The sequence below is a fragment of the Burkholderia lata genome (genome assembly GCF_902499335.1).
Lineage (GTDB): Bacteria > Pseudomonadota > Gammaproteobacteria > Burkholderiales > Burkholderiaceae > Burkholderia > Burkholderia lata_B.
Map to the genome: position 1 here is coordinate 1 of NZ_CABVQK010000030.1, position 20,554 is coordinate 20,554.

The following is a 20,554-nucleotide window of genomic DNA, read 5'->3' on the forward strand; positions in this document are numbered from 1 at the left end:
CGAGTCGAGGGCAATGGGGACGGTGGTGCTCTATACGCCTGACGCGCCAGACGGCCGGGCGTATCGTACCTACGCCAATCGAGACGAGTTGAAGCAGGATCCCCTGTTCAAGCGGCCGGAATGGGTCGAGTATTTCAAGAGCCGTGTCTCGCACGGCAACGTGGCATATACGTGGCAAGATGAGGTGTCCAAGCGGGAAGGCATCGACCTGTCTGTTGGTTCCAAGCGGAAACCGGGCCTTGAGGCCCGATTCAATACCACGCCCGTCAAAGACGACTTTACTGAACAGCAGTACAAAGCCGTGGTTGCCACGAAACGCGAGAATGCTGATGTCGTCTCCATCACGAATGAGGAGCTGCATCAGGAGTCGTTGCAGAAGAAGATCAATGGCTGGGGTGGACTGGCGCTTGATGCAGTCGACATCTTGCCGACCGGCAAACTTGGCAAGGGCCTCAGGATGCTGGCCCGCCAAGCGAATCCACGCAAGGTTCTCACCAAGCTTCCGATAGGCACGCATTTGCTCCGAAATGTCGACGAAGCGAACCAGGTCCCGTTCGGAATTGCGCGTCATTCTTCCGTCAATCCCACAGGCCAATTGTTGAAAGGGTACGATGTGCCTATTTCGGACAGTGGGCTTAAGCAGCTGAAATATGACAAGGCCAGCGGCATCTATAGGGATGGGGCGAACAACGAGTATCTGCGGATAGACAACAAGTTTTATCGAACGAACCACCAGCGCGATTCGAGCGGCGAGCTGCAGCGCGGCATCTTCCGGCCCAACAACAGCACCGATCGTTTCGATGTCGAGCGCGTCGGCGATCGATGGAATGTGAAGCAAAAAGACGAAAGATTGCTCGGTGGTGGGGGCGATAAGAGGCAAGTCGAGTCCTCACCCGACGGAACCCCAGACTCCAAGAGAGTGAAGTCTGACAAAAGTAGCCTTGGCGATCTGGACGGCAGGAATGCCAAAGTTATCGGTGACCCGCAGGCGACGATATACCGAGTCGATGATGAAGTTATTCGTCGTGAGATTCCGAATGCGGCGAAAAATAAGCTGGATGCAAAATATGGCGATGGAAATTACGAAATTATTGGATATCATGTGAGTCCTGATAAGAATAGACAGTCTCTTATCGAGAAAGGTTTTTCTCCATTCGCTAATGAAGGCGGGGCGGGAGGTGTCGGGGGGATGAACAGGGACGGGCCGGGCCTGTATGTGAGTCAGAAGCCAAGCACAAGCTATATACCGCCGAACGAGAAGTCAAGCATGTATGTGGTAGTTCGTTCAAAAAAAGGAGATACAACGTGGGCGGAATCCAGTTCAACCTCGCGTGGATGGAGTAGTTCTGGCAACAATGTTTCGAAGGATAACGGTGATTTTATTCGGTCCAGTGTGCGTGGGGATATAAAGATCACTGAGCAAGGAATTCCTAAGGTAGAGTTGATTGAGGTCGGTGTTTTTGAACCCAGGGCGCCTTCAGTGGTAATCAGCCGGGGCGGGGCGGTATCAGAAATTGCGAAGCCGTCGGATGCTAGTGTGTCAAAATTCATAGATGATAGAATTAATAAATTTAAAGATCTTGGCAATGGAATTTCTGCCGCATCGGATTCGGATGAAAAAATTAGGCTAATTAACGAGCTGGCCGGAAAATTGTTCGAGGATCGTAGTGCTTCTGATACGTTCAGAAGGGGGGATTTGGTTAGATTGCTAAAGAATCGATATGGGGTCGGTCGAGATTAGCGATATCATGTCGATCATCGGCTGCAATCGCGTGACGTCGTTGATGTTCGCGCTGGTCGTCGTCGATGATCGACTTGCTTGACCGGCGAGAAACTGTCTAATGTCCGGTTCGGCCGGCGCGCGGTCGATCAGCTTGCGAAACCCTGCGCGTACGAAAGCATAAGCGGCATATCGCGACGCTTCGCGCCAAGGTGGCGAATGCACGCGCCAACTTCCAGCACAAGCTCGCACTCGATCTGGTGCGACGCTTCGATTACATCGCAGTCGGCAATGTGTCGGCCGCCAAGCTCGCCAGAACTAGGATGGCGAAGAGCGTCTACGACGCGTCCTGGTCGTCCTTCCGGGACAAGCTCCGTTACGAGGTGGTGGCGCACAGAGCCACGTTCGAGGAAGTCGACGATAGCGGCTCTACCCAGTCCTGTTCGGCGTGCAGGTCGAAAGACAGCACGACTCGGCCGAGAGATATCGCGGGGCTGCGAATAAGGGAGTGGACTTGCAGTGACTGTGGTGTCGAACATGAAACGGCCCTTGCGAGGCGCATATCAAGCAGCAAGACGCGATACAGGAGCTGGTTGCCGACTCGCTAGACGACATGTAGCAGACTCGTTCGCCGGTGGTCAATGGCGGGTGTGTCGGAAACGTCCATAGTGATATCGAGAATCAGTTGGATTGGGGGATATCCGCAAGAATGAGGCGATAGCCGGTTCCATGCACGGTCAGCAATTTCATGCCATGCCGACCGTCGAGTTCGAGCCGGTTGCGTATGGCAGCGATGTAGGTCGTCAATCTCCGGTTCTCGTTGAAGCGCCGTTTTCCCCATACGAACTGGAACAGGTGGTCGTGATCGAGATCCCGGCCGATGTTCATCATCAACGCAAAAGCGACCTGGAATTGTTTTTGGGTCAGTACGATTGCCTTCCCGTGAAACCGAAACGTGCGACTTCCGCAGTGCAACTCGTAGGCACCGACTCGCATCGTGTGCCTATGCGCGCGACAGTGCATCGACCATCTGAGCCAGTACGCGATTGTTGATGCAAGGCCGTTCCCCGATAGGGAACAAGCAATATATTCGTTTGCACCCGCGCCAATGCTGCGCATCACGTACGCATCGTGGTCGCCTTTGCCAACGGCGATCAATGGCATGGCGTCACCGAACCGATTCCTCAATGCGCGAATCGCATCGGTCGCCTGCGAACAGACGGATTCGCTGCAAATCATCGCAAGATCGAAGCCGACGCCGCGCGGAGTGTTCTGGAACGACGCCAGCGAATTGAAGCGATCGACACCGTATCCGAGTCGAATCAGCGTGCCCTCGAACTGGAGGGGGGGCGCCCCATAACGGGGCTGCTGCCGACTTTCGAGCGCGTCGTGCATTGGCATGCCGCCGATATCGATGATTGCGATCTTGAGTGAAGCGCGGCCGTTCATCGCTGAGCGTCCGTCAGTGTGGATCGCGCTGAGCTGTCCGCCGGACAGGATCGGAGCAAGTCTGTTTGCGGCATGGAATGGAGCCTCTGGTGAATTCGAGCAAGCTGAGACCCGGATGATGATTTAACGTCATGGCGGGGATTGGCCGTCCGTTTGGACAGCGGTGGCATGATGGTCGGCGAGCCGGGATGGCGTCGATTCAGGCCCGCGACGGCAATGTCGTGATGGAGTATGTTCGGCGCGGATTGCGCCGTATATGGGACGTGTCTCCGACGGGAGACGTACCGATTCGATAATTTCGGGTCAACGCTTGTACGCGATGCTGGCCGCGTCGCCGCGACTTACGTCGCGGCCCCGACACTTGCGGCGATCGGCCATGGAGCGTGCGCTCAGCGTGTGACGACCTGAAGGTTCCCCGAGCGGAATTCGTCGGCGAGAAAGAACGGGAGATTCAGCTTCCAGGTGTTCTGGCGAACCAATGCGTCGTAGGCGAGCGCGGGTTCACCAGCACGGACCAGCGCAATCGGCTGGCGCGCTCCGTCGGGCAGCGACGAGGGGCCGCCGATGCTCGCGTAGGCCGTGTTGCTGCCGACATGGAATCGATCCGTGCGCCAGCGTACCGGCGGATGATCTGGAAACGGACGTGCGTCGTGGAAGCCGAACAGCTCGTCATGGTTCATGATGCTCTCGCGCACAGTCGGCCACAGGACCGTACGCAGGAATTGCTGATCGGTGAAGCGGGCAGGACCTCGATAATTCGCGAGGAAATCGAAAATCAACGGCGTGATGGGTGGGATCACGCGAGTGCATCCTCCCCACAGGCCCGCGAGCAGCAACTCGGTGTGGGTGAAATAGTCGCGCATGTGATGGAACAGGCGATCGCTCACCAGCCATTCGTCGACCGCCCCCACTTCGCGCTCCGAGAGCAGCGAATCTGCGTCGCGAACGATGAATCGGTCGACGTCGGGATCGTCCATGACCAGGAAGCGCCACAACGTTCCCGGAATGGCGCCCCGTTCGTCGTGATCCATCGCAACGAGTTCTGCGCCGGCGTCGCGCAACCTGCGCTGCACGTGTTCCGGCACACTGGCGTCGAGGTAAACGCGGCAGGTCCATGCGGGATAGAGCTCATGCGCGACCCTCGCGTTCATCACGGCGGTCTCGCAATAGCGCGGGTTCGCGCCATACAGGCTGTATGCAATGACGTTGCGCGTCCGGGCATCCGGGTCGAATCGCGGCGGTACCGCGGGGAGTGGCCAGTGTGGCCCATGCCGGAACTTCTCGTCGGCGTCAGCCAGTGACCGATGTCCGTGGTGGCGAAGCTCGTCGTGCTTGCCGAGCCAGCCACAGACTTCCGCGAGGCCGTCCAGCCAGGTGGCAGACGCGCGGGCGCGGTGTATAGGCGGCGTGTCATGGATCTGCATGTACACACGATAGGCATCCTCGTACCGGCCCGTTCGCATCAGGCACAGCGCATAGTCGCCGAGGATCGTCATGTTGCTGGGGGTGCGAGCAAGCGCGGTCTGCGCGAGTTGCAGCGCATGAGCGAAATCGGCTGCGGCCATCGCTGCGCGGAACTGGGCGGCGAGTGACTCGAGTTGCATCTGTGCGCGTCCCGCATGCAGGCCGGTCGCCGCTGTCTTGCGTTTCGGAATCGGAGGAGGTCGGAATCTGGACATGATCTTGATCGGGTACGGTTCCGGCATGGCTGACGCACGTGCGTGCGCGCACCGACGCCGTTCGACGTCGGATGATCAGGCGGGTAAAAGAGGCGCCTGCTGCGCTGAAGAGCGTTTGCCGGCAGGCGCTGCATGGCATTACTGGGGCTTGTCGTCGCGAGCAGTCTTGCGACTGGTTGCCCCGGCCGTCGGCACATTCAGCGTGTCCGATGTCGAGCCGGATGCGTCATTGAATGCGGCCAACGAGACCCCCATCGAGTACTTGACTAGATCGGTGTCATTGTCAATGCCGAGCTTTTTCATTGCATTCGACTTTTGCGAACTGATGGTCTGCTTGCTGCGCTTCAGCTGTTCGGCGATCTGGTTCACACTCAATCCCGACACGAACAAACGGATGACCTCCTCCTCGCGCGTGGTCAGCGCGTTGCTCGTGGTGTTCGCTGCCTCGACATCGACTTGCCACGCGACTTCCGAAATCGAAGGCGAAAAATACCGGCCGGACGCATAGGCACCGTGAATGGCCGTCAGTACGTGATCGGTGCTGTCCGACTTGCTCAGGATGCACTGGATGCCAAGTTTGAGCAGAGACCGGATCACGCCGGGGTTGTCCATCATCGTTAGCACGACGATCCGCGTATCGGGGTAGCGACGACGCAGGAACGAGAAGAGCGTGATGCCGTCGCCGAATTCGCCCCCTGGCATCGCGTAGTCGGAAACGAGTACGTCACAGGGGTGCGCGTCGAGCGCAGCGATGAGTTGCGTTGAATTCGACGCGGTGGCGGCCACTTTCACCGTCTTGTGAGCGGCGAGAGAGGCCATGAGGCCGTTGATGATGGCAGGGTGATCGTCGGCGACGATGACCTGGATGGTGAATTGATCCATGTTCGTTTATGTCCGATGTTCAGGCATTTCACTCGACATCCCGCGTAATGCCTCGTCCGATTGTGAGTTCTGCGCCCGCATCCCGGTCAAGTACGGCATCGGGTCGGAGCGCGGCGGTCGTACCGCCTCGACAACGACACTCTAGTTCGATCACCTTTCGAAAACTATCGATCTCAAATGGATTGAAGTCAGACTAGTCCGATTTATTTTTTGGATCGTACCCCATAAATGAAAAACTGGTGGCGGGGCTGGCCTAGCGTGGCGACGGGCGCCACGTCAGGATCCTACGCCGAATGTATCCCGAGATCGACTCGCGTTCGAACCATCGCTGATCCCGATACGCTGAATTTGGTACTGGTCTGACTTCACTCGGTTTCCCGTCGCATATCCCGAGTTGTCCGATTTCCAGAGAATTGGAACCCGTTTCATAGCCCGTCAGGCACACCTGACTGGCCACGAACGCGGACCCATCGCATCGCTGCAGCTGACTTGACGATCGATTGTTCCGCTACGCCATTTTTCATGACCTCTCGTGCATAGACAGTTGTGCATCTGGCTTCGGCCGTGTTGCCGCCCATGTGCGATTGGTACAACGGGTTCAGGACATGACTCTCGATACTGCTCAAGCACAGGAACTGCAGGATACGGCCTGGCAAGAACCGCCGAAATCCGCGACCAATCATGACGGCTTGCTCGACGCCGTCTTGTGGATCTGTGAACGTTATGGCTGCGGCAAGACGCCGGAAGCGCTGATGGCCGGCCTGCCGAAGGCCGGCGTGCTTTCGCCTTCGCTCGCGCTGGACGCGCTCGCCAACTCGGGGCTGATGGCCGGTCTCGTCGACCGCCGTCTACAACTGCTCCCGGAACACGTGATGCCGATGATCCTGCTGCACAAGCGCGCGGGCGGCTGCATCCTGCTCGCTCGGCGACGCAATCCGGACAAGGAAGCGAAGAGCAAGCTCCTCTACCAGGTCATCATGCCCGAGGTCGGCCTCGACCCGGTCGAGTACACGCAGGAGGAGATGGACGAGTTTTACGCGGGTTACGCAATCCTGGTCAAGCCGGCCGCCCGAGTCGACACGCGCGCCGGCGAGCAGGAACCCGAGCCGGCCGGCCACTGGCTGCTGCGCACGCTGTGGCGCTACCGCCGGTATTACGCGAGCGCGGCGCTTGGTGCGCTCCTGATCAACGTGCTGGGTCTCGCGAGCATTTTCTTCACGATGAACGTGTATGACCGCGTCGTGCCAAACCAGGCCTACGTGACGTTGTGGTCGCTCGCGATCGGGGTCGGCGTCGCCATGACGTTCGAGGCGATCTCGCGGCATGTCCGCGCGCACCTGCTCGACGTCGCCGGCAAGAAGGCAGACCTCGTGATGGGCACCTTGCTGTTCAGGCAGGCGCTGTCGATCCGGATGGAGAACAAGCCGGCATCGGCCGGTTCGTTCGCGAACCAGCTCCGGGAATACGAGTCGGTACGCGATTTCGCGACCTCCGCGACGCTGTCGGCGATTTCCGACCTGCCGTTCGTCATCCTGTTCATCGGGGTCGTGTTCACGATCGGCGGTACCCTCGGCTGGGTGCCCGCGATGATGGTGCCGCTGATCATCGGTATCAGCGTGCTGGTCCAGTGGCCGCTCGCGAAGATCATGAAGGAGAACCTGCGCGAGGCATCGCTCAAGCAGGGTGTGCTGATCGAATCGGTCGAAGGGCTCGAGACGCTGAAAGCGGTGGGCGGCGAAGGGTACATGCAGCGCCGCTGGGAACATTACAGCGGGCTGTCAGCGACCTCGTCGATGAAGTCCCGCAAGATCTCGAGCAAGGCGACCAGCCTCGTGACGTTCCTGCAACAACTGCAAACGGTCGTGCTGGTCGTGCTCGGCGTGTACCTGATCGACGCCGGGGAACTGACGCAAGGTGCGCTGATCGGGACGGTGATGCTCGCGGGCCGGATCACGGCGCCGCTCAGCCAGGTGATGGGTCTTGCGCTGCGCTTCCAGCAGGCGAAGGCCGCGCTGCATTCGTTGAATAACCTGATGGCGATGCCGGTCGACCGCGATCCGGCGCGCGAATACCTGCCGAAGCCGCCGCTGTCCGGCGAGATCTCGCTGAAGGACGTCGGGTTCGCGTATCCCGCGCCCCCGATGCAGCCGAATCCGCCGATTCTCAAGGGCGTCAACCTGGCGGTCAAGCCGGGCGAGCGCGTCGCGATTCTCGGCCGGATCGGCAGCGGCAAGTCGACGCTGCTGCGCGTGATGGCCCGCCTCTACGCACCGACCGACGGCCAGATGTTTACCGGCGGCCTCGATGTCGAGCAGATCGACCCGGCCGACTGGCGCAAGGCGGTCGGCTATGTCGGGCAGGATGCGCGGTTGTTCCACGGCTCGCTACGCGAAAACGTGATGATCGGTCGCCCGGAGGCGTCCGCTGACGAATTCCTGCGCGTGCTCAGGCTGACCGGCCTGGACCAGATTGCGGCCAAGCATCCGAAAGGCATCAACTTGCCGATCGGCGAGGGCGGACAGGGCATCTCGGGCGGCCAGCGTCAGCTCGTTTCGCTCGCACGAACCCTGTTGGCCCGTCCGCTGCTGCTGTTGCTTGACGAGCCGACAAGCGCGATGGATAGCCAGACCGAAGCCGTGTTTCTCGATCACCTTGCGCGGGCGACTGAAGGGCAGACGCTTGTCGTCGTCACGCACCGCCCGTCGCTGCTCGCGCTCGTCGACCGGATCATCGTCGTCGAGGAAGGGAAGGTCGTCGCCGATGGCCCGAAGAGCAAGATCCTCGCGGCGCTGTCGGGCGAATCGCGCCCGGCGCCCGGCGCTGCGCGCCGCCCTGCTACGAACAAGGCACCGGCGGACGCCGCAGTCGGGACCGGGGCCACGCCCCTCCGGGCTACCGCGCCGCGTGCCTCGGCACCGGACAACGGCGCGTCGGGGCAGGTCACGATGACCGCGCAGCGGGCGCCGCGACCGGCGGCGCCCGCCAACGACGCGGCGTCCAACACCGATACACCCGCGGCCGGCGCACCGGCTGCCCAGGAGTCGATTCGATGAATCTCAATCCATTCAAGAAGTGGTGGCCAGGCAAGGCCAAGCTGACGCCCGGAGATGCGGCGTTCATGAACGACGTGAAGGAATCGCTGCTCACGCAGTCGACGCCCGGTTCGATGCTCGTGATGTATGTGATCGTCGCGATTCTCGTGACTGGCATCGGCTGGGCAAAATTCGCGCGTGTCGAGGAAGTCACCCATGGCGATGGCACGATTATCTCCAAGAGCCGTGAGCAGGTGATCCAGAGCCTGGAAGGCGGGATCCTGGAGCAGCTCGACGTGCGCGAAGGCGACATCGTCAAGAAGGGCCAGGTGCTCGCCAAGATCGACCCGACCCGTGCGGAGACGAGTTACCGCGAGGCCTGGTCGAAGCAGATCGGCCTGAAGGCGACGATCGTGCGCCTTCGTGCCGAAGCGTACAACCAGCCGCTCGCCTTCCCGGGCGACGTGAAGGGCGTGCCGGCGGTCGTCAAGCAGGAAACGCTCGCGTATAACGCGCGCCGTCGCGCGCTCGACGACAGCGTTGCCGCGCTCGAGAAAAGTCATTCGCTGTCGATGCGGGAGATTGGGCTGGCCGAACCGCTCGCGGCGAAGGGCCTCGTTTCCGAGGTGGAGCTGCTGCGCATGCGTCGTCAGGCGAACGAGTTGCGTTCGCAGATCGTCGAGCGGCGCAACCGCTTCCAGGCCGATGCGAACTCCGAGCTCATCAAGCTGGAACTCGAACTCGCTCAAACGAGCGAAACGGTCGTGGGCCGCGCGGACGTACTCCAGCGGACCACTGTCGTGGCGCCCGTATACGGCACCGTGAAAAACATTCGCGTGAATACCATCGGCGGCGTCATCCAGCCGGGCGAGCACATCATGGAAATCGTGCCGCTCGAGGACCAACTGCTGGTCGAAGCGCGCATCAAGCCCTCCGACGTGGCGTTCCTGCGCCCGGGCCAGCCGGCGACCGTCAAGATCACCGCGTATGACTTCGGCATCTATGGCGGCCTCAAGGGCAAGGTCGAGCACATCAGCCCGGATACGCTGAAGGACGACCAGAAAGCCGCGGCGGGCCGGCCCGACGCGACCTACTATCGCGTGCTGGTCCTGACAGACTCGAGCACGTTGAACGCAGGCGGCAAGACGCTGCCGATCATGCCGGGTATGGTCGCGACCGTCGATATCCGCACGGGCGAGAAAACCATTCTCGACTATGTGCTGAAGCCGATCTTCAAGGCGCGCGAAGCGTTCCGCGAGCGTTGATCATGATGGCGACGGCGTCGTCGTGCCCGCAGCGCAGGCCGATCACATGGGTCGTGTCGTCGCTGTTGGCACTTGCTCCGCGCATTTTTATGATCGCACCCCATAAACGACAAACCGGCGGCGGGGTCGGCCACGCGTAGCGGCGGGCGCCACGTCAGGCCCCTACGCTGAATGCAGGTCGAGATCGACACGCGCTCGAACCAGCACTGATGCCGTTGCGGTCAATTTAGTACTGGTCTGATTTCTGTTGGTTTCTCGTCGCATATCCCGCGTTGGCCGATTTCCCGAGAATTGAGCCCGTTTCGTAGCCCGTCACGCACATCTGACTGGCCGCAAATGCGGACCCCTCGCATCGGTGCAACTGACCTGACGATCGATTGTTCCGCTACACCACTTTTCATGACCTCTCGCGCATAGGCGGTTGTTGCACCCGGCTTCGGCCGTGATGCCGCCCATGCGCGATCGGTACCAACGGGTTCAGGACATGACTCTCGAGACTGCTCAATCACAGGAAGACGCTGCGGATCATGCCCGACATGGTCGCGACCGTCGATACCCGCACGGGAGAGAAAGCCATTCTCGACAACGTGCCGAAGCCGATCTTCAAGGCACGCGAAGCGTTCCGGGAGCTTTAACCGTGACGGCATCGTCGTATCCGCAGCGCAAGCCGATCGCATGGGTCGTGTCGTCGCTGTTCGCATTCGCGCCGCTCGTGGTGGCCGATGTGGCGAACGCGCAAAGCATCGCAGGCATCCGATCGCACGTGTCGGTTAGTGAATGGGCGAAGGCGCCGACCCAGGCCGCTGCGCCCACCAGCACAGCAGCAAGCGTGGCACGGAGCGAGGCGAAGCTTGCCGAGGCGACGCGCGCCGACGAAGAGAAGCGGCTTGCGGAAATCAAGTCACCTGAAGGCCAGGCACGTCTCGCCGCGGAAGCGCGGCGCAATATGGACGAGCGCGTGGTCAGGCAGATGCAGTTCGATCACCCTGTCGATCGGCTGCGTGAGGCCCAAACGCGTGAAACAAATCGTCTTTCGGACGAGGCGCGCGAGGCCGAGGCCCGGCGCCAGCAAGCCGTCCGTGCGGAAGCCGAGGCGAAGCGGCGTGCCGATGCCGACCGCGCCGCGGCGGAAAGGCGCCATCGGGAGGAACTAGAACGTGCCGCCGCCGCCGCGCGCACGGCAGCCGAGCAGGACGCGGCCGAAGCGCGTCGACTCGAGGTCGAGCGACAGGCGGAAGAGCGCCGTCAAGCGACAGTGCGGCTGGAGGCCGCCGAGGCGGCGCGCCGGGTGGAAGCTGAGCGAGCAGCGGCGGCGGAAGCACGTGCCCGCGAGGCCGAGGCGCAGAGCCGCGAAGCGGCCGCGCGTGCTTCCGCCGCGGAACGTGACGCACAGGCACGTGCCGAAGTCGAGCGCCAGCGCACGGAGGCTGCACGTGTGGCCGAGGCTGAGCGCGCGCGGGCGGAAGCGCAGCGACGGGAGCGGCAGCAGGCTGACGACGCACGCCGACAGGCAGATGCCGCGCGAGCGGCTGAAGCTGCACAGCGCTCGGAAGCCGCAAGGATGGCGGCGGCACGTGAAAACCGGCGACAGGACACACCGTCGTCGGGGCCGGATTACGCGCCACCATTGGCGTCGAACCAAGGGCGCAAGGCCACTTCAACGAAAGACGAAGCACTGCCCGAGTTCAAGCCGGTCGCGTCGCCCGAAGTGACCGTCGCACGCGTAGAAACGGACGCGAATCCGTCGACGCACGCGCAGTCTGCCCAATCGGTATCGCAGGCGCAGACGGCGCCGCCGATCAAGTCAGCATCGGAAGCACGCACCTGGGAAGCGGCGACGGTCGACGCTGCTCGCGCGGCGGACCGGTCGGCGCTCGGGCAGCTGACGCTGGGCAAGACCGGCGCGGCCGCCGGCGCGCAGCAGCTCGCCGTGTCGGAAGCCGCGATGGCGCTTCAGGCCGCCGCGCCTCGCAAGTCGTACGACAGCTCGCGCGAAACGGACACGGGCCGAACGGCAGCGGCGGCGGAGCCGAAGGTGCGTGGCGGCAAGGCGAGTGCCGCGCCGACCAGCGGGGCGCCCGGACAATTCGCGCGTTGGCTCGAGACCCAGCCCGATGACTATGGAACTGGATCGACGCCGTCCGGCGACAAGCTGCGCGAGATCTTCTGGAATGCCGTGCAGGTTGCCGCCGAGCGCAGCCCGGAGGTGCGCCAGGCCTACGCGAACTACCAGGCGTCGAACGCCGACGTCGCGGAGGCAAAAGGGCAGCGTTGGCCGCAGATCGACATTGGCTCGCAATCGCCGACGGCGAATTTCGGGCCAGGAGGCGGCAATGGCGGTGGCAATTCCGGCAATCCGCTGTCGATCAACGTCACGACCAATGTTTTCGACTGGGGAAGGACGAAGCATACGATCGGCAGCCGCCAGTTCCTGTCGGACGCCGCGAATCGCGCGTACGACGCCGCGCTGGGAAGTTCCGCGTTCGAGGTATCGACGACACTGGTCGAACTCGGCAAGCAACGAAACATCGTTGACCTGAGTCAGCAGTACGTCGACCGGATGGCGACGCTCGTCAGGATGCTGAGCGAGATCGTGGAGGTCGACCGTGGGCGTGGCAGCGAGCTTACGCAAGCGAAGACGAAGCTGCTGCAGGCGGAAGCGTCACGGGACACCGCCAAGGCCAAGGTGCGGGACGCGGAGCTCACGCTGAAGAAGTTGGTCGGGGACGAAGCCGTCCTGATTCCGCGCACTCGCGAATGGTCGATTGAGCCGGGCAACCTGCCGAAGCTGTTGTCCCAGGTGGGTGTCCACCCGAGCCTGCAGCAGGCGAAATCCGAGGCGGATGCCGCGGATCTCAACGCGAAGGCTGTGAAGGCATCGGGCCTGCCGCAGGTGAACTGGGTCGTCAGCGCGGGCGTGGGCAAGGACGGTCTCGGCCGCCAGCAGCCCTGGCAAACGATGCTGACGCTGAACTGGGGCGCGTTTCGCGGCGGCTCGGCGAGCGCCGCGACCGACGCGGCGAGCGCGCGCGCGACGGCAAGCTGGCAACGGATGGAGCAGCAAAGTCGTGATCTCGAATACGCGGTGCGTACCGCGGATCAGGACGCGCACACGATGCTGCAACGCGCCGACCTGTATCGCGGTCTTTCGTCGGAAACCGATCGCGTGCGCAAGGCCTTCTTCGAGCAGTGGTATCACCTCGGCAAGCGAACGTTGCTCGACGTGCTGACTGCGGAGAGCGAGCACTACGGCAATCGTGTGGCCGAAGTCACGAACCGCTTCGACGGTTATCAAGCGGTGTTCCGGGAACACCATGCGGCGGGAGGGCTGGCCGAGTGGTTGAGGAACGAGCCGGGAAGCTGATGTGGTCTGCTTTCCTAGCTTGAAATGGCAGTCGCGGCGCATCGGATGCGTCGCGATTTTTTTATGCATGCGTGAAGTTGAACAACCGCATCGGTCGTCCCTCCACCACATAAAAAAATCGTACCTGTCCGATGCACATCGAAATTGGTCCTGTTTCCCGTGTCGTGCAGATCGGGAGAATGGCATGTGGACAGCGGTCCCGGAATGGATCCGCGATTTTCATTCGCTCGTCTCGCTTTGCATGGTCGTGTGTCGACACGTCGATTGCGATGCGACCGAGCTTTCAAGACATTCTTGACCCTGTGTGTCGCCTGACCAAGGCGCCGTATCGGGACGCGTCGACGGTGGACGTCAATACGTCCGTCGACTTTCTATGAATCATGAGGCCATCAGAAATGCCCGCTCCTCACAGAAAACTGTCGCCCAAGGTCATGCGCGTGCTCTGCGCGTTCGCCGATCTCAAAGAAGACACCCAACAGGCGTTCAACGGTGCGATGAACGAGTATCTGCTCGCATCGCCGACGAAACGGCGTCAGTTGCTGAAGCAATGGCGCGAGTGCGTTGACGATCCGGCGAGACCGGAGTCGGTGCATTTCCAGCCTTGCATGTCCGGCGAGTAATCGACGAGCTTTGCGGCGCTCGCGTCGCGCTTCAGGTTCATTTCATGCAGGACTGTCATACACGGGATCCGTCGACGGCGGCGAGCGATTCCGGATCAAAAAACGCCGAGCTCGGCTTGCTGAACCGCTACCAGCGCACGCTGCTCTACGGCGGCGGCGGCGTGCTGTCGATTGTGATCGCTTGCGCAACCGCTTACGGCTTGTGGACCACCGGTCGCGAGTACATTGCCCATCAGCGCGCGTCGTTCCTGACAGTCCGTTCGTTGCTGAGCGTCGAACTCGAGATGCATCAGACAATGTTCTCGCGGACGGTCGCGAGTGCCGAAATCCTTTGGACGGAACATGACGAGACGTCGCGGCACCTGGTCGATGCGTTTTCCGCGAATGGCGGCCGAATCGTGCTGCATGCGAACTCCCGCGCCGCACCGTTGTGGGTGTTAGGTGAGCTGGATCCTGGGCACGACGCCTCCGGCTATGTACGGTACCTCAGGCTCGCGGAACGAATGAGTAGTGTGATGAGCGCGGCGGCACGTCAGATCGGACGACCTGTCGCGGGAATGTTCTACAGTCAGGACAAATCGTTCGCGACGATCTATCCACCGGAACGCGCGGAGTCGCTGGCCACCCTGTTCGGTTCGACTGACGTACGCGTGTGGATCGATCGCCTTGCACCGGCCTCGGCCTTCTTCGTTGCGCGGGCGGACGACGATACGAAATCGACGTTGCATAGCGCCGTCTGGTGGCCCCCCGAGCCCGATCCGGTGACCGGGGTCCCCATGCTGCGGGTCGTGCAACCGGCATTCGACGGACGCGATGTGTTCGCGGTGTTCGTTCATGAAGTGCCGGCGGCGAGACTACGCGATACGCTCACACAGCACCGCCTTGCCGGCGAACTGATGGTGCTCGACCGAACCGGCCGCACCGTGCTGCATTCGGAAGGCCTTGTCACGCATGCCGACACGACGCTAAGCGTGCGCGCGATGAAGGTCGGCCAATGGCGCCGCGGTTTCGGTGGGCTGAACGATGCCTATCGGGATGGCGTGTTTACGGTCAGCGATCGCGTACCGGGTACGGACTGGGTGCTGGCGTACTTCTGGTCGTGGCGGACGATGGCTGCTGCACTGGCGTCCGACTGGCTGGTGCGAACCGGTTCAACGGCGGGTGTACTAGCGTCGCTATGGGTGCTTCTCATCCTATTCGATCGTAAGGTGTTCCGCCCGGTGCTCGCGCGCTCGTCGCACGTGTTCGAGAGCGAGAACCTGAACCGGACGATCGTGTCGTTGGCGCCGGTTGGAATCGGCTTGTTCGCGTTGCGCGATGGCGCCGTGCTGCTGGAAAACGACGCGATGCGGCGATTGCGCGCGCTCGGCGGTGACGCTGGTGCGCGCGCCGTTGCTACGCACTATCTCGCGATGCGGGCGACGGGCACGAACGCGGGCCACGCGGGTGCTTGCGAGTGGGAATACACGGTACCCGTGCCGGGCGGCGAATCGATCGACCTTGCGATCGGCATGGTCCGTGCGCGCTATCGATCGGCGGGCGCGCTGCTGTGCGTCGCGTCGGACATCACCGCTCGCAAGCGAGCGGAGCGCGCGGCGCTGGATGCACGCGAGGCGGCCGACGTGGCCAACCGGGCGAAAACTGTGTTCCTTGCGTCGATGAGCCACGAGATGCGCACACCTCTCAACGCCATCCTCGGCCATCTCGAGTTGTTGAAGGGCGCCGGTCACGATGACCGTACGCCGAGGCGGCTGGATACGGTCATGCGATCCGCGCGGGGGCTTTTGTCCCTGATCAACGACATTCTCGATATATCGAAGGCGGAATCGGGGCAAATGACGCTCGAGCTGATCGCGTTCGACCTGCGCGAACTGGTGGTGGAGACCGTCGACGTACTCGCGCCGCTGGCGTCAGAGAAGGCAATTCGATTCGACGTCACGATTCAGGGCAGTGTCGGGCAACGCTATCTCGGCGATCCGACGCGGATCCGCCAGATACTCGTCAACCTCGTCGGCAACGCGATCAAGTTCACGTCGAAGGGAGGTGTGACGATCGAGGTTGGCGAGCGGCGGCGCGGGCACGATTCGGTCGATATTGCACTGACTGTCGGCGACACCGGTATCGGGATTGCGCCGGATCGCATCGACGCGATATTCGATCTGTTTGGTCAGGCCGACTCAACCATCTCCCGTCGCTTTGGTGGAACCGGGCTCGGTCTCGCGCTGTGCAAGCGGCATGTGGAGATGATGAACGGGGCGATTGCGGTGAGCAGTCGGCCGGGCGTCGGCAGTACGTTCCGGGTCACCCTGCCGTTGAAGCGCCTGCGAGAGCGTGTCGAGCGTCCTGCCGTCGACCTTCCTGGCAGCCACGCGGACGGTGATGCGCATACCCCGGTTCGAGTGCTGGCGGTTGACGACCATCCATTCAACCGAGAGCTGATTGCCGACCAGCTTGCGGCGCTCGGCTATGCGTACGACGTGGTTGACGGCGGGCTTGCAGCCATTCGCTACTTGCTGGACCAGCGTTGCGATGTCGTGCTGACCGATCTCAACATGCCGGATATGGACGGTTGTGTGCTCGCAATGTGCCTGCGTGACAGCCAGCCCGAATTGCCGGTGATCGCGATGACCGCGACGCGCGATCAATCGGAACTTGCGCGCTGTTATGACGCCGGCGTGGTGGAAATCCTCGCGAAGCCGCTGTCGATGTCCGAGCTGGACAAGGCGATCCGGCGTCACGTCGGTGAGGCGGCCGCAACGTCGCGTCGACAACGACAGCCCATCGAAGGCGACGCACATGCGACGCTTTCGGTAGAGCGTCATACCGTCCTCGCACGCGAGTCGCGGCGTCTGCTGGACGATATGGCGATGGCGTTCGACGATCAAGCGTTTGACCGCCTGCGTAGCGGCGCGCATGCGATCAAGGGCGCGTTCGCGATGATTCGGGAAGCGGAAGTCGTGGCGGCCTGTACGGAAATCGAGCGGGCGGCGCACGACTCGGATTCCGCAGGATTGCGGGATCGACTTGAGCGATTGCGGAAGGATCTGGATGACGCGCTGGCGCGGAGAGAAGCGCCTGTTGCCGGTGAATGAGCGCGTGGTGCGATTTGTGTCCGACGGGCATTCCCCGTTGCATTCGTGCACAACGACAATTCGGACCGGTTCGAGTCAAATCCGTACGGATCCCCGCGACGTGCTGCTCGAATGTCGGGAAAATGCAAGATAACTTTAAAAGCAGTGAAGCGGCGTATTGGCTGGCTGATGTGGGTTGAGACCACGGATCCGGTGTTCGAATCGCCATTGGCGTATTGGCATCCTGACAGAGGAGGACTCCATGAACAGAAACGTGCCGGATTCGATTCAGAATAGGCAAAACAATAACGGGATGAACGAAGTGTTCAGCTCATCGGTCATGATTCGTTCGGTCTCTGATGAGACCGACGAACACGTTACGCATGTCGGTGGCAAGGCAGTGGAGTCGTCCGTGCCGCAGCACCGAGGCAGTGAGTCGTCGGGTGCGAGCGCAGGCGATCATGACAGCCGCACCCCGGTCGGCAACGTACAGGCGGATGGCCAGGGCATGCGAATGCCCGGCGTCAACCCGTCGAGCGCGGCAGGCGAGCCGGCGATGACCGCAAGTGCGCTGGACGCGACGCCGAACGATCCGTTCACGGGCCACATCGGCGGCTCGGCGTCGGGTGTCAGCGAGGCCTTCGAGTTTGCCATGCTCGCCGAGGAAGGCGAGCCGCATGCGGATGCGGCGGGCGGTTCGCAGGCTCGCGACCTGCCGGTATCGATCGACTTCGCTTATGACGAAATCAGTGCATCGCAAGATGGTGCCGCCGATGGCGCGCTGCGAACGGGCGGTGCGCCGCGCATGTCGGGCACGGCACCTGCCGACATGATCATCGAGTTCTACGACAACGGTGAGTCGATCGGCAGCACGCGCGCCAATGGGCTCGGTCAATGGACGTTCGAGCCGAGCCAATCGCTCGCGGTCGGCCTACATGCGCTGACGGCATACATCGGCGGTGTTCAGGCGAGCGAGTCATTCACGCTCGAGGTGGTCGGTCCGGCGGTCAACCCACTGCTCGTGTCGATTGCCTACGAGCCCGTCGAGCAACCGTTTGTCGAATTGACGACCGGCCAGCATGATGGGGAACATCACGTGGCCCGCATTCACGGCACGGCGCCCCAGCATGCGGAAATCGATGTGTTCGACAACGGTATCCAGCTCGGCAGTACGCGCGCGAGCGCCGGCGGGCAGTGGACGCTCGAAACGAACCAGCCGCTCACGGTCGGCACCCACGCTCTTACCGCATATATCAACGGCGTGCCGGCAAGCCAGACGCTGGTCGTGGACACGGATGTGTCGACGGCCATCGCACAGCCGGCGTCGAAGGTAGCCATGCCGGTCATGATCGAGTTCGTGAATGATGAAGCCGTTACACGGCTCGATGGTCAATCGGGTGGCATCCTGGCCGACCACGCAGTGCTGAGGCTGATGGGCAAGGCATCCGCAGGTGCCGTGGTCGTGCTGTTCGACGACGATCGCGAAATCGGCAGCGTGCGGGCCGACCGGGAGGGCAATTGGGTGTTCGAGTCCGAGGTGCCGTTCGAGTACAGAATGCATACATTGACGGCCGTCGTTGATGACGTTGCGAGCGAGCCAGTCGCGATCGAAATCGCGGTGCCGGCTGCGCTCGCACCGATCACGATCGACGTGTCGGCGAATGGGTTGTCGGGTCTGAACGGGCAGTGGTCTGCCGGCGGGCAGATCGACGAGAACACGTCGCCGCGTCTTCACGGCCTTGCACCCGGTCATTCGATCGTCGAGATCTACGATAACGACACGATGATCGGCACCGCGCTCGCTGACGAGGATGGTCACTGGGCCTTCGAGTTTGACGGGCCGCTTTCGGTCGGTCAGCACGAACTGGTCGTGCAGGTCGCCGGCGTGACGGCAAGCGCGTCGTTCGTACTGGTTGTCGAGCCTGTCCAGCCGGCGCTGGATCTGGGTGTACTGCCAATCGCCGAGGAGGTCGCGCATGCCGTCGATCTGGAGAATTCCGTCAGGCCGCCGATTGGGATGATTCCGACGCCCGAGCAGCAGGCCGGCGTGCTCCCCGAGCCGGCGATCAGTGTGTTGTCGGACGATGCGCAGATCCTCGTACCGGGCATGCTGGATCCTGTCACAGGTCAACTGATGCACGAGGAACCGCTGCTGGTTTTCGATTCGCTCGCGAAGCCGGCCGTCAGTATCGAGCATGGTTACGATGGGGACGGTCACGCGCAGGCGGCACTGAACTCCGGCGATGTGACCGACGCGACGCCGCATCTGATGGGTTATGCGCCGGGTTATGCGACGGTCGAGGTGCTCGACAACGATCTACTGATCGGCACGTCGATCGCAGACGCAACGGGGCTCTGGCAGCTTTCGCCGGACGCGCTGTTCGTTGGGGAGCACGTGCTCGTGGCCCGTGCAGAGGGTGCGCCTGACAGTGAACCGTTCCATCTGACGGTGGTTGACCATATCGGCGATCTGGCGTCTCTCAGCATGCACGATCTGTTCGCTGATGAGTGGATGCCCATCTTCTCGGAGGTGTCGCTCGACGATGTCGCGGTGATCGCGCTCGATGAGGCGGCGACACGCGAGGCATTCGAAACGGCCGACGAAACGGTCGAATTTGAGTCGTACGGCAACCTGTATGACGTGCACAGTGATTTCCTGCCGGAGCTGGAACAACACCACGTGTAACAATGTTTCGAGGGGAAGTGACTTGGCCCGCACGGCGAAAGCCGTGCGGGTCTTTTTTTTGATGACTTGGATGACGGTCGACGCGCGGTAGCTATTTTTCGCACTAGTACGAAATTCGGCCTGACCAGGTTCCATAGACGGAAGGTTTCGCATCCCGGATCATCCGGTATGGATTCGTCGGTTTTGCGGAAATCGCGATCCGGCGGTGTGTCTCACTACGCATTCACATTAATGGAAGCAAGTCATGTCTGGAGCCTCACTAGGATTTCCCCCTGTGACATTGGCGGTGTTTGTTGCACTGGCCTCCGTCGCGTTCGCCGTCGATATGCTGTGCCATCGAAGCGACAAGCCGGTACCGCTTGGCAAGGCCGTGTTTTGGTCGATCGCCTGGATCGCAGTGTCATTGAGCTTCGCAGGCTATCTGTATGTCGAGCACGGTTCTGAGGTCGCGAGCCTCTTTGTGACTGGATACGCACTCGAAAAAGTCCTGAGTATCGATAATCTGTTCGTGTTCATGGCGATTTTCGCTTGGTTCAAGATCCCGGACGGAATGCGTCACCGGGTGCTGTACTGGGGCATCGTCGGCGCGATCGTTTTTCGTCTCGTCTTCGTCGCGATCGGCACCGGGCTGCTGGCGCTCGGCCCGTGGGTGGAGATCGCGTTCGCCGCCATCGTCGCGTGGACGGCCGTGATGATGCTCAAAAGTGGTTGACCCTGTCTCGATTCCACGTACAGCAAGAAGTTTGATAACTTTTTGACTGTATGGAGAACAGAATGGCAGAGAAC

General features: G+C 61.8%; 11 protein-coding genes and 1 pseudogene. 9 read left to right on the plus strand and 3 right to left on the minus strand.

Going from position 1 to position 20,554, the window contains the following annotated elements:
- Both BCO18175_RS39965 and BCO18175_RS39970 read left to right on the plus strand, forming a co-directional pair.
- Positions 1–1,741: hypothetical protein (locus BCO18175_RS39965; protein WP_217483945.1), on the plus strand; the 1,741-nt coding region annotated here is incomplete at its 5' end.
- A 69-nt stretch (positions 1,742–1,810) separates the two neighbouring features.
- Positions 1,811–2,262, plus strand: a pseudogene (locus BCO18175_RS39970) (zinc ribbon domain-containing protein); the annotation flags it as partial.
- 139 nt (positions 2,263–2,401) lie between these two features.
- Here BCO18175_RS39970 and BCO18175_RS39975 read toward each other — a convergent pair.
- From BCO18175_RS39975 to BCO18175_RS39985, 3 genes are all read right to left on the minus strand, one after another.
- Entirely contained in the window at positions 2,402–3,169 is a 768-nt protein-coding gene (locus BCO18175_RS39975; RefSeq protein WP_174989255.1) for a winged helix-turn-helix domain-containing protein, read from the minus strand.
- A 389-nt stretch (positions 3,170–3,558) separates the two neighbouring features.
- Positions 3,559–4,875: a tetratricopeptide repeat protein gene (locus BCO18175_RS39980; RefSeq protein WP_217483946.1), complete on the minus strand. Its 1,317-nt coding sequence runs from the start codon at positions 4,873–4,875 to the stop codon at positions 3,559–3,561.
- A 111-nt stretch (positions 4,876–4,986) separates the two neighbouring features.
- Complete coding sequence (locus BCO18175_RS39985) at positions 4,987–5,730, minus strand: response regulator transcription factor (protein ID WP_174989257.1); 744 nt, start codon at positions 5,728–5,730, stop codon at positions 4,987–4,989.
- Between the two features lie 605 nt (positions 5,731–6,335).
- Between BCO18175_RS39985 and BCO18175_RS39990 the strand changes: the two genes are divergently transcribed.
- The 7 genes from BCO18175_RS39990 (at position 6,336) to BCO18175_RS40020 (ending at position 20,480) form a co-directional block, all read left to right on the plus strand.
- Positions 6,336–8,783 (plus strand): type I secretion system permease/ATPase, encoded by a 2,448-nt coding sequence (locus tag BCO18175_RS39990; protein WP_174989259.1) that lies wholly within the window; start codon positions 6,336–6,338, stop codon positions 8,781–8,783.
- Positions 8,780–10,027 carry an HlyD family type I secretion periplasmic adaptor subunit gene (locus tag BCO18175_RS39995; RefSeq protein WP_174989261.1) on the plus strand — a complete coding sequence of 416 codons (1,248 nt, stop codon included), beginning with the start codon at positions 8,780–8,782 and terminating at the stop codon, positions 10,025–10,027. The genes BCO18175_RS39990 and BCO18175_RS39995 overlap by 4 nt, the downstream gene beginning before the upstream one ends.
- A gap of 682 nt (positions 10,028–10,709) precedes the next feature.
- Positions 10,710–13,391, plus strand: a complete 2,682-nt coding sequence (locus BCO18175_RS40785; RefSeq protein WP_254608252.1) for a TolC family protein — start codon at positions 10,710–10,712, stop codon at positions 13,389–13,391.
- Positions 13,392–13,786: 395 nt separating this feature from the next.
- Positions 13,787–14,011, plus strand: coding sequence for a hypothetical protein (locus BCO18175_RS40005; protein WP_174989263.1), 225 nt, complete (start codon positions 13,787–13,789; stop codon positions 14,009–14,011).
- A gap of 44 nt (positions 14,012–14,055) precedes the next feature.
- Positions 14,056–17,103 (plus strand): hybrid sensor histidine kinase/response regulator, encoded by a 3,048-nt coding sequence (locus BCO18175_RS40010; protein WP_174989265.1) that lies wholly within the window; start codon positions 14,056–14,058, stop codon positions 17,101–17,103.
- A 241-nt stretch (positions 17,104–17,344) separates the two neighbouring features.
- A complete protein-coding gene (locus tag BCO18175_RS40015; RefSeq protein WP_174989267.1) occupies positions 17,345–19,768 on the plus strand; it encodes a hypothetical protein in 2,424 nt (807 codons plus the stop codon).
- Between the two features lie 274 nt (positions 19,769–20,042).
- On the plus strand, positions 20,043–20,480 hold the full coding sequence (locus BCO18175_RS40020) for a TerC family protein (protein WP_302480666.1): 438 nt from the start codon (positions 20,043–20,045) through the stop codon (positions 20,478–20,480).
- The last annotated feature ends 74 nt before the right edge of the window (positions 20,481–20,554 follow it).

Excerpts from the sequence above, each read along its gene's own strand:
- BCO18175_RS39990 (WP_174989259.1), top strand. The coding sequence starts at position 6,336 with ATGACTCTCGATACTGCTCAAGCACAGGAACTGCAGGATACGGCCTGG.
- BCO18175_RS40015 (WP_174989267.1), top strand. The coding sequence starts at position 17,345 with ATGAACAGAAACGTGCCGGATTCGATTCAGAATAGGCAAAACAATAAC.
- BCO18175_RS39985 (WP_174989257.1), bottom strand. The coding sequence starts at position 5,730 with ATGGATCAATTCACCATCCAGGTCATCGTCGCCGACGATCACCCTGCC.
- BCO18175_RS39975 (WP_174989255.1), bottom strand. The coding sequence starts at position 3,169 with ATGAACGGCCGCGCTTCACTCAAGATCGCAATCATCGATATCGGCGGC.
- BCO18175_RS39995 (WP_174989261.1), top strand. The coding sequence starts at position 8,780 with ATGAATCTCAATCCATTCAAGAAGTGGTGGCCAGGCAAGGCCAAGCTG.
- BCO18175_RS39980 (WP_217483946.1), bottom strand. The coding sequence starts at position 4,875 with ATGCCGGAACCGTACCCGATCAAGATCATGTCCAGATTCCGACCTCCT.
- BCO18175_RS40005 (WP_174989263.1), top strand. The coding sequence starts at position 13,787 with ATGCCCGCTCCTCACAGAAAACTGTCGCCCAAGGTCATGCGCGTGCTC.
- BCO18175_RS40010 (WP_174989265.1), top strand. The coding sequence starts at position 14,056 with ATGCAGGACTGTCATACACGGGATCCGTCGACGGCGGCGAGCGATTCC.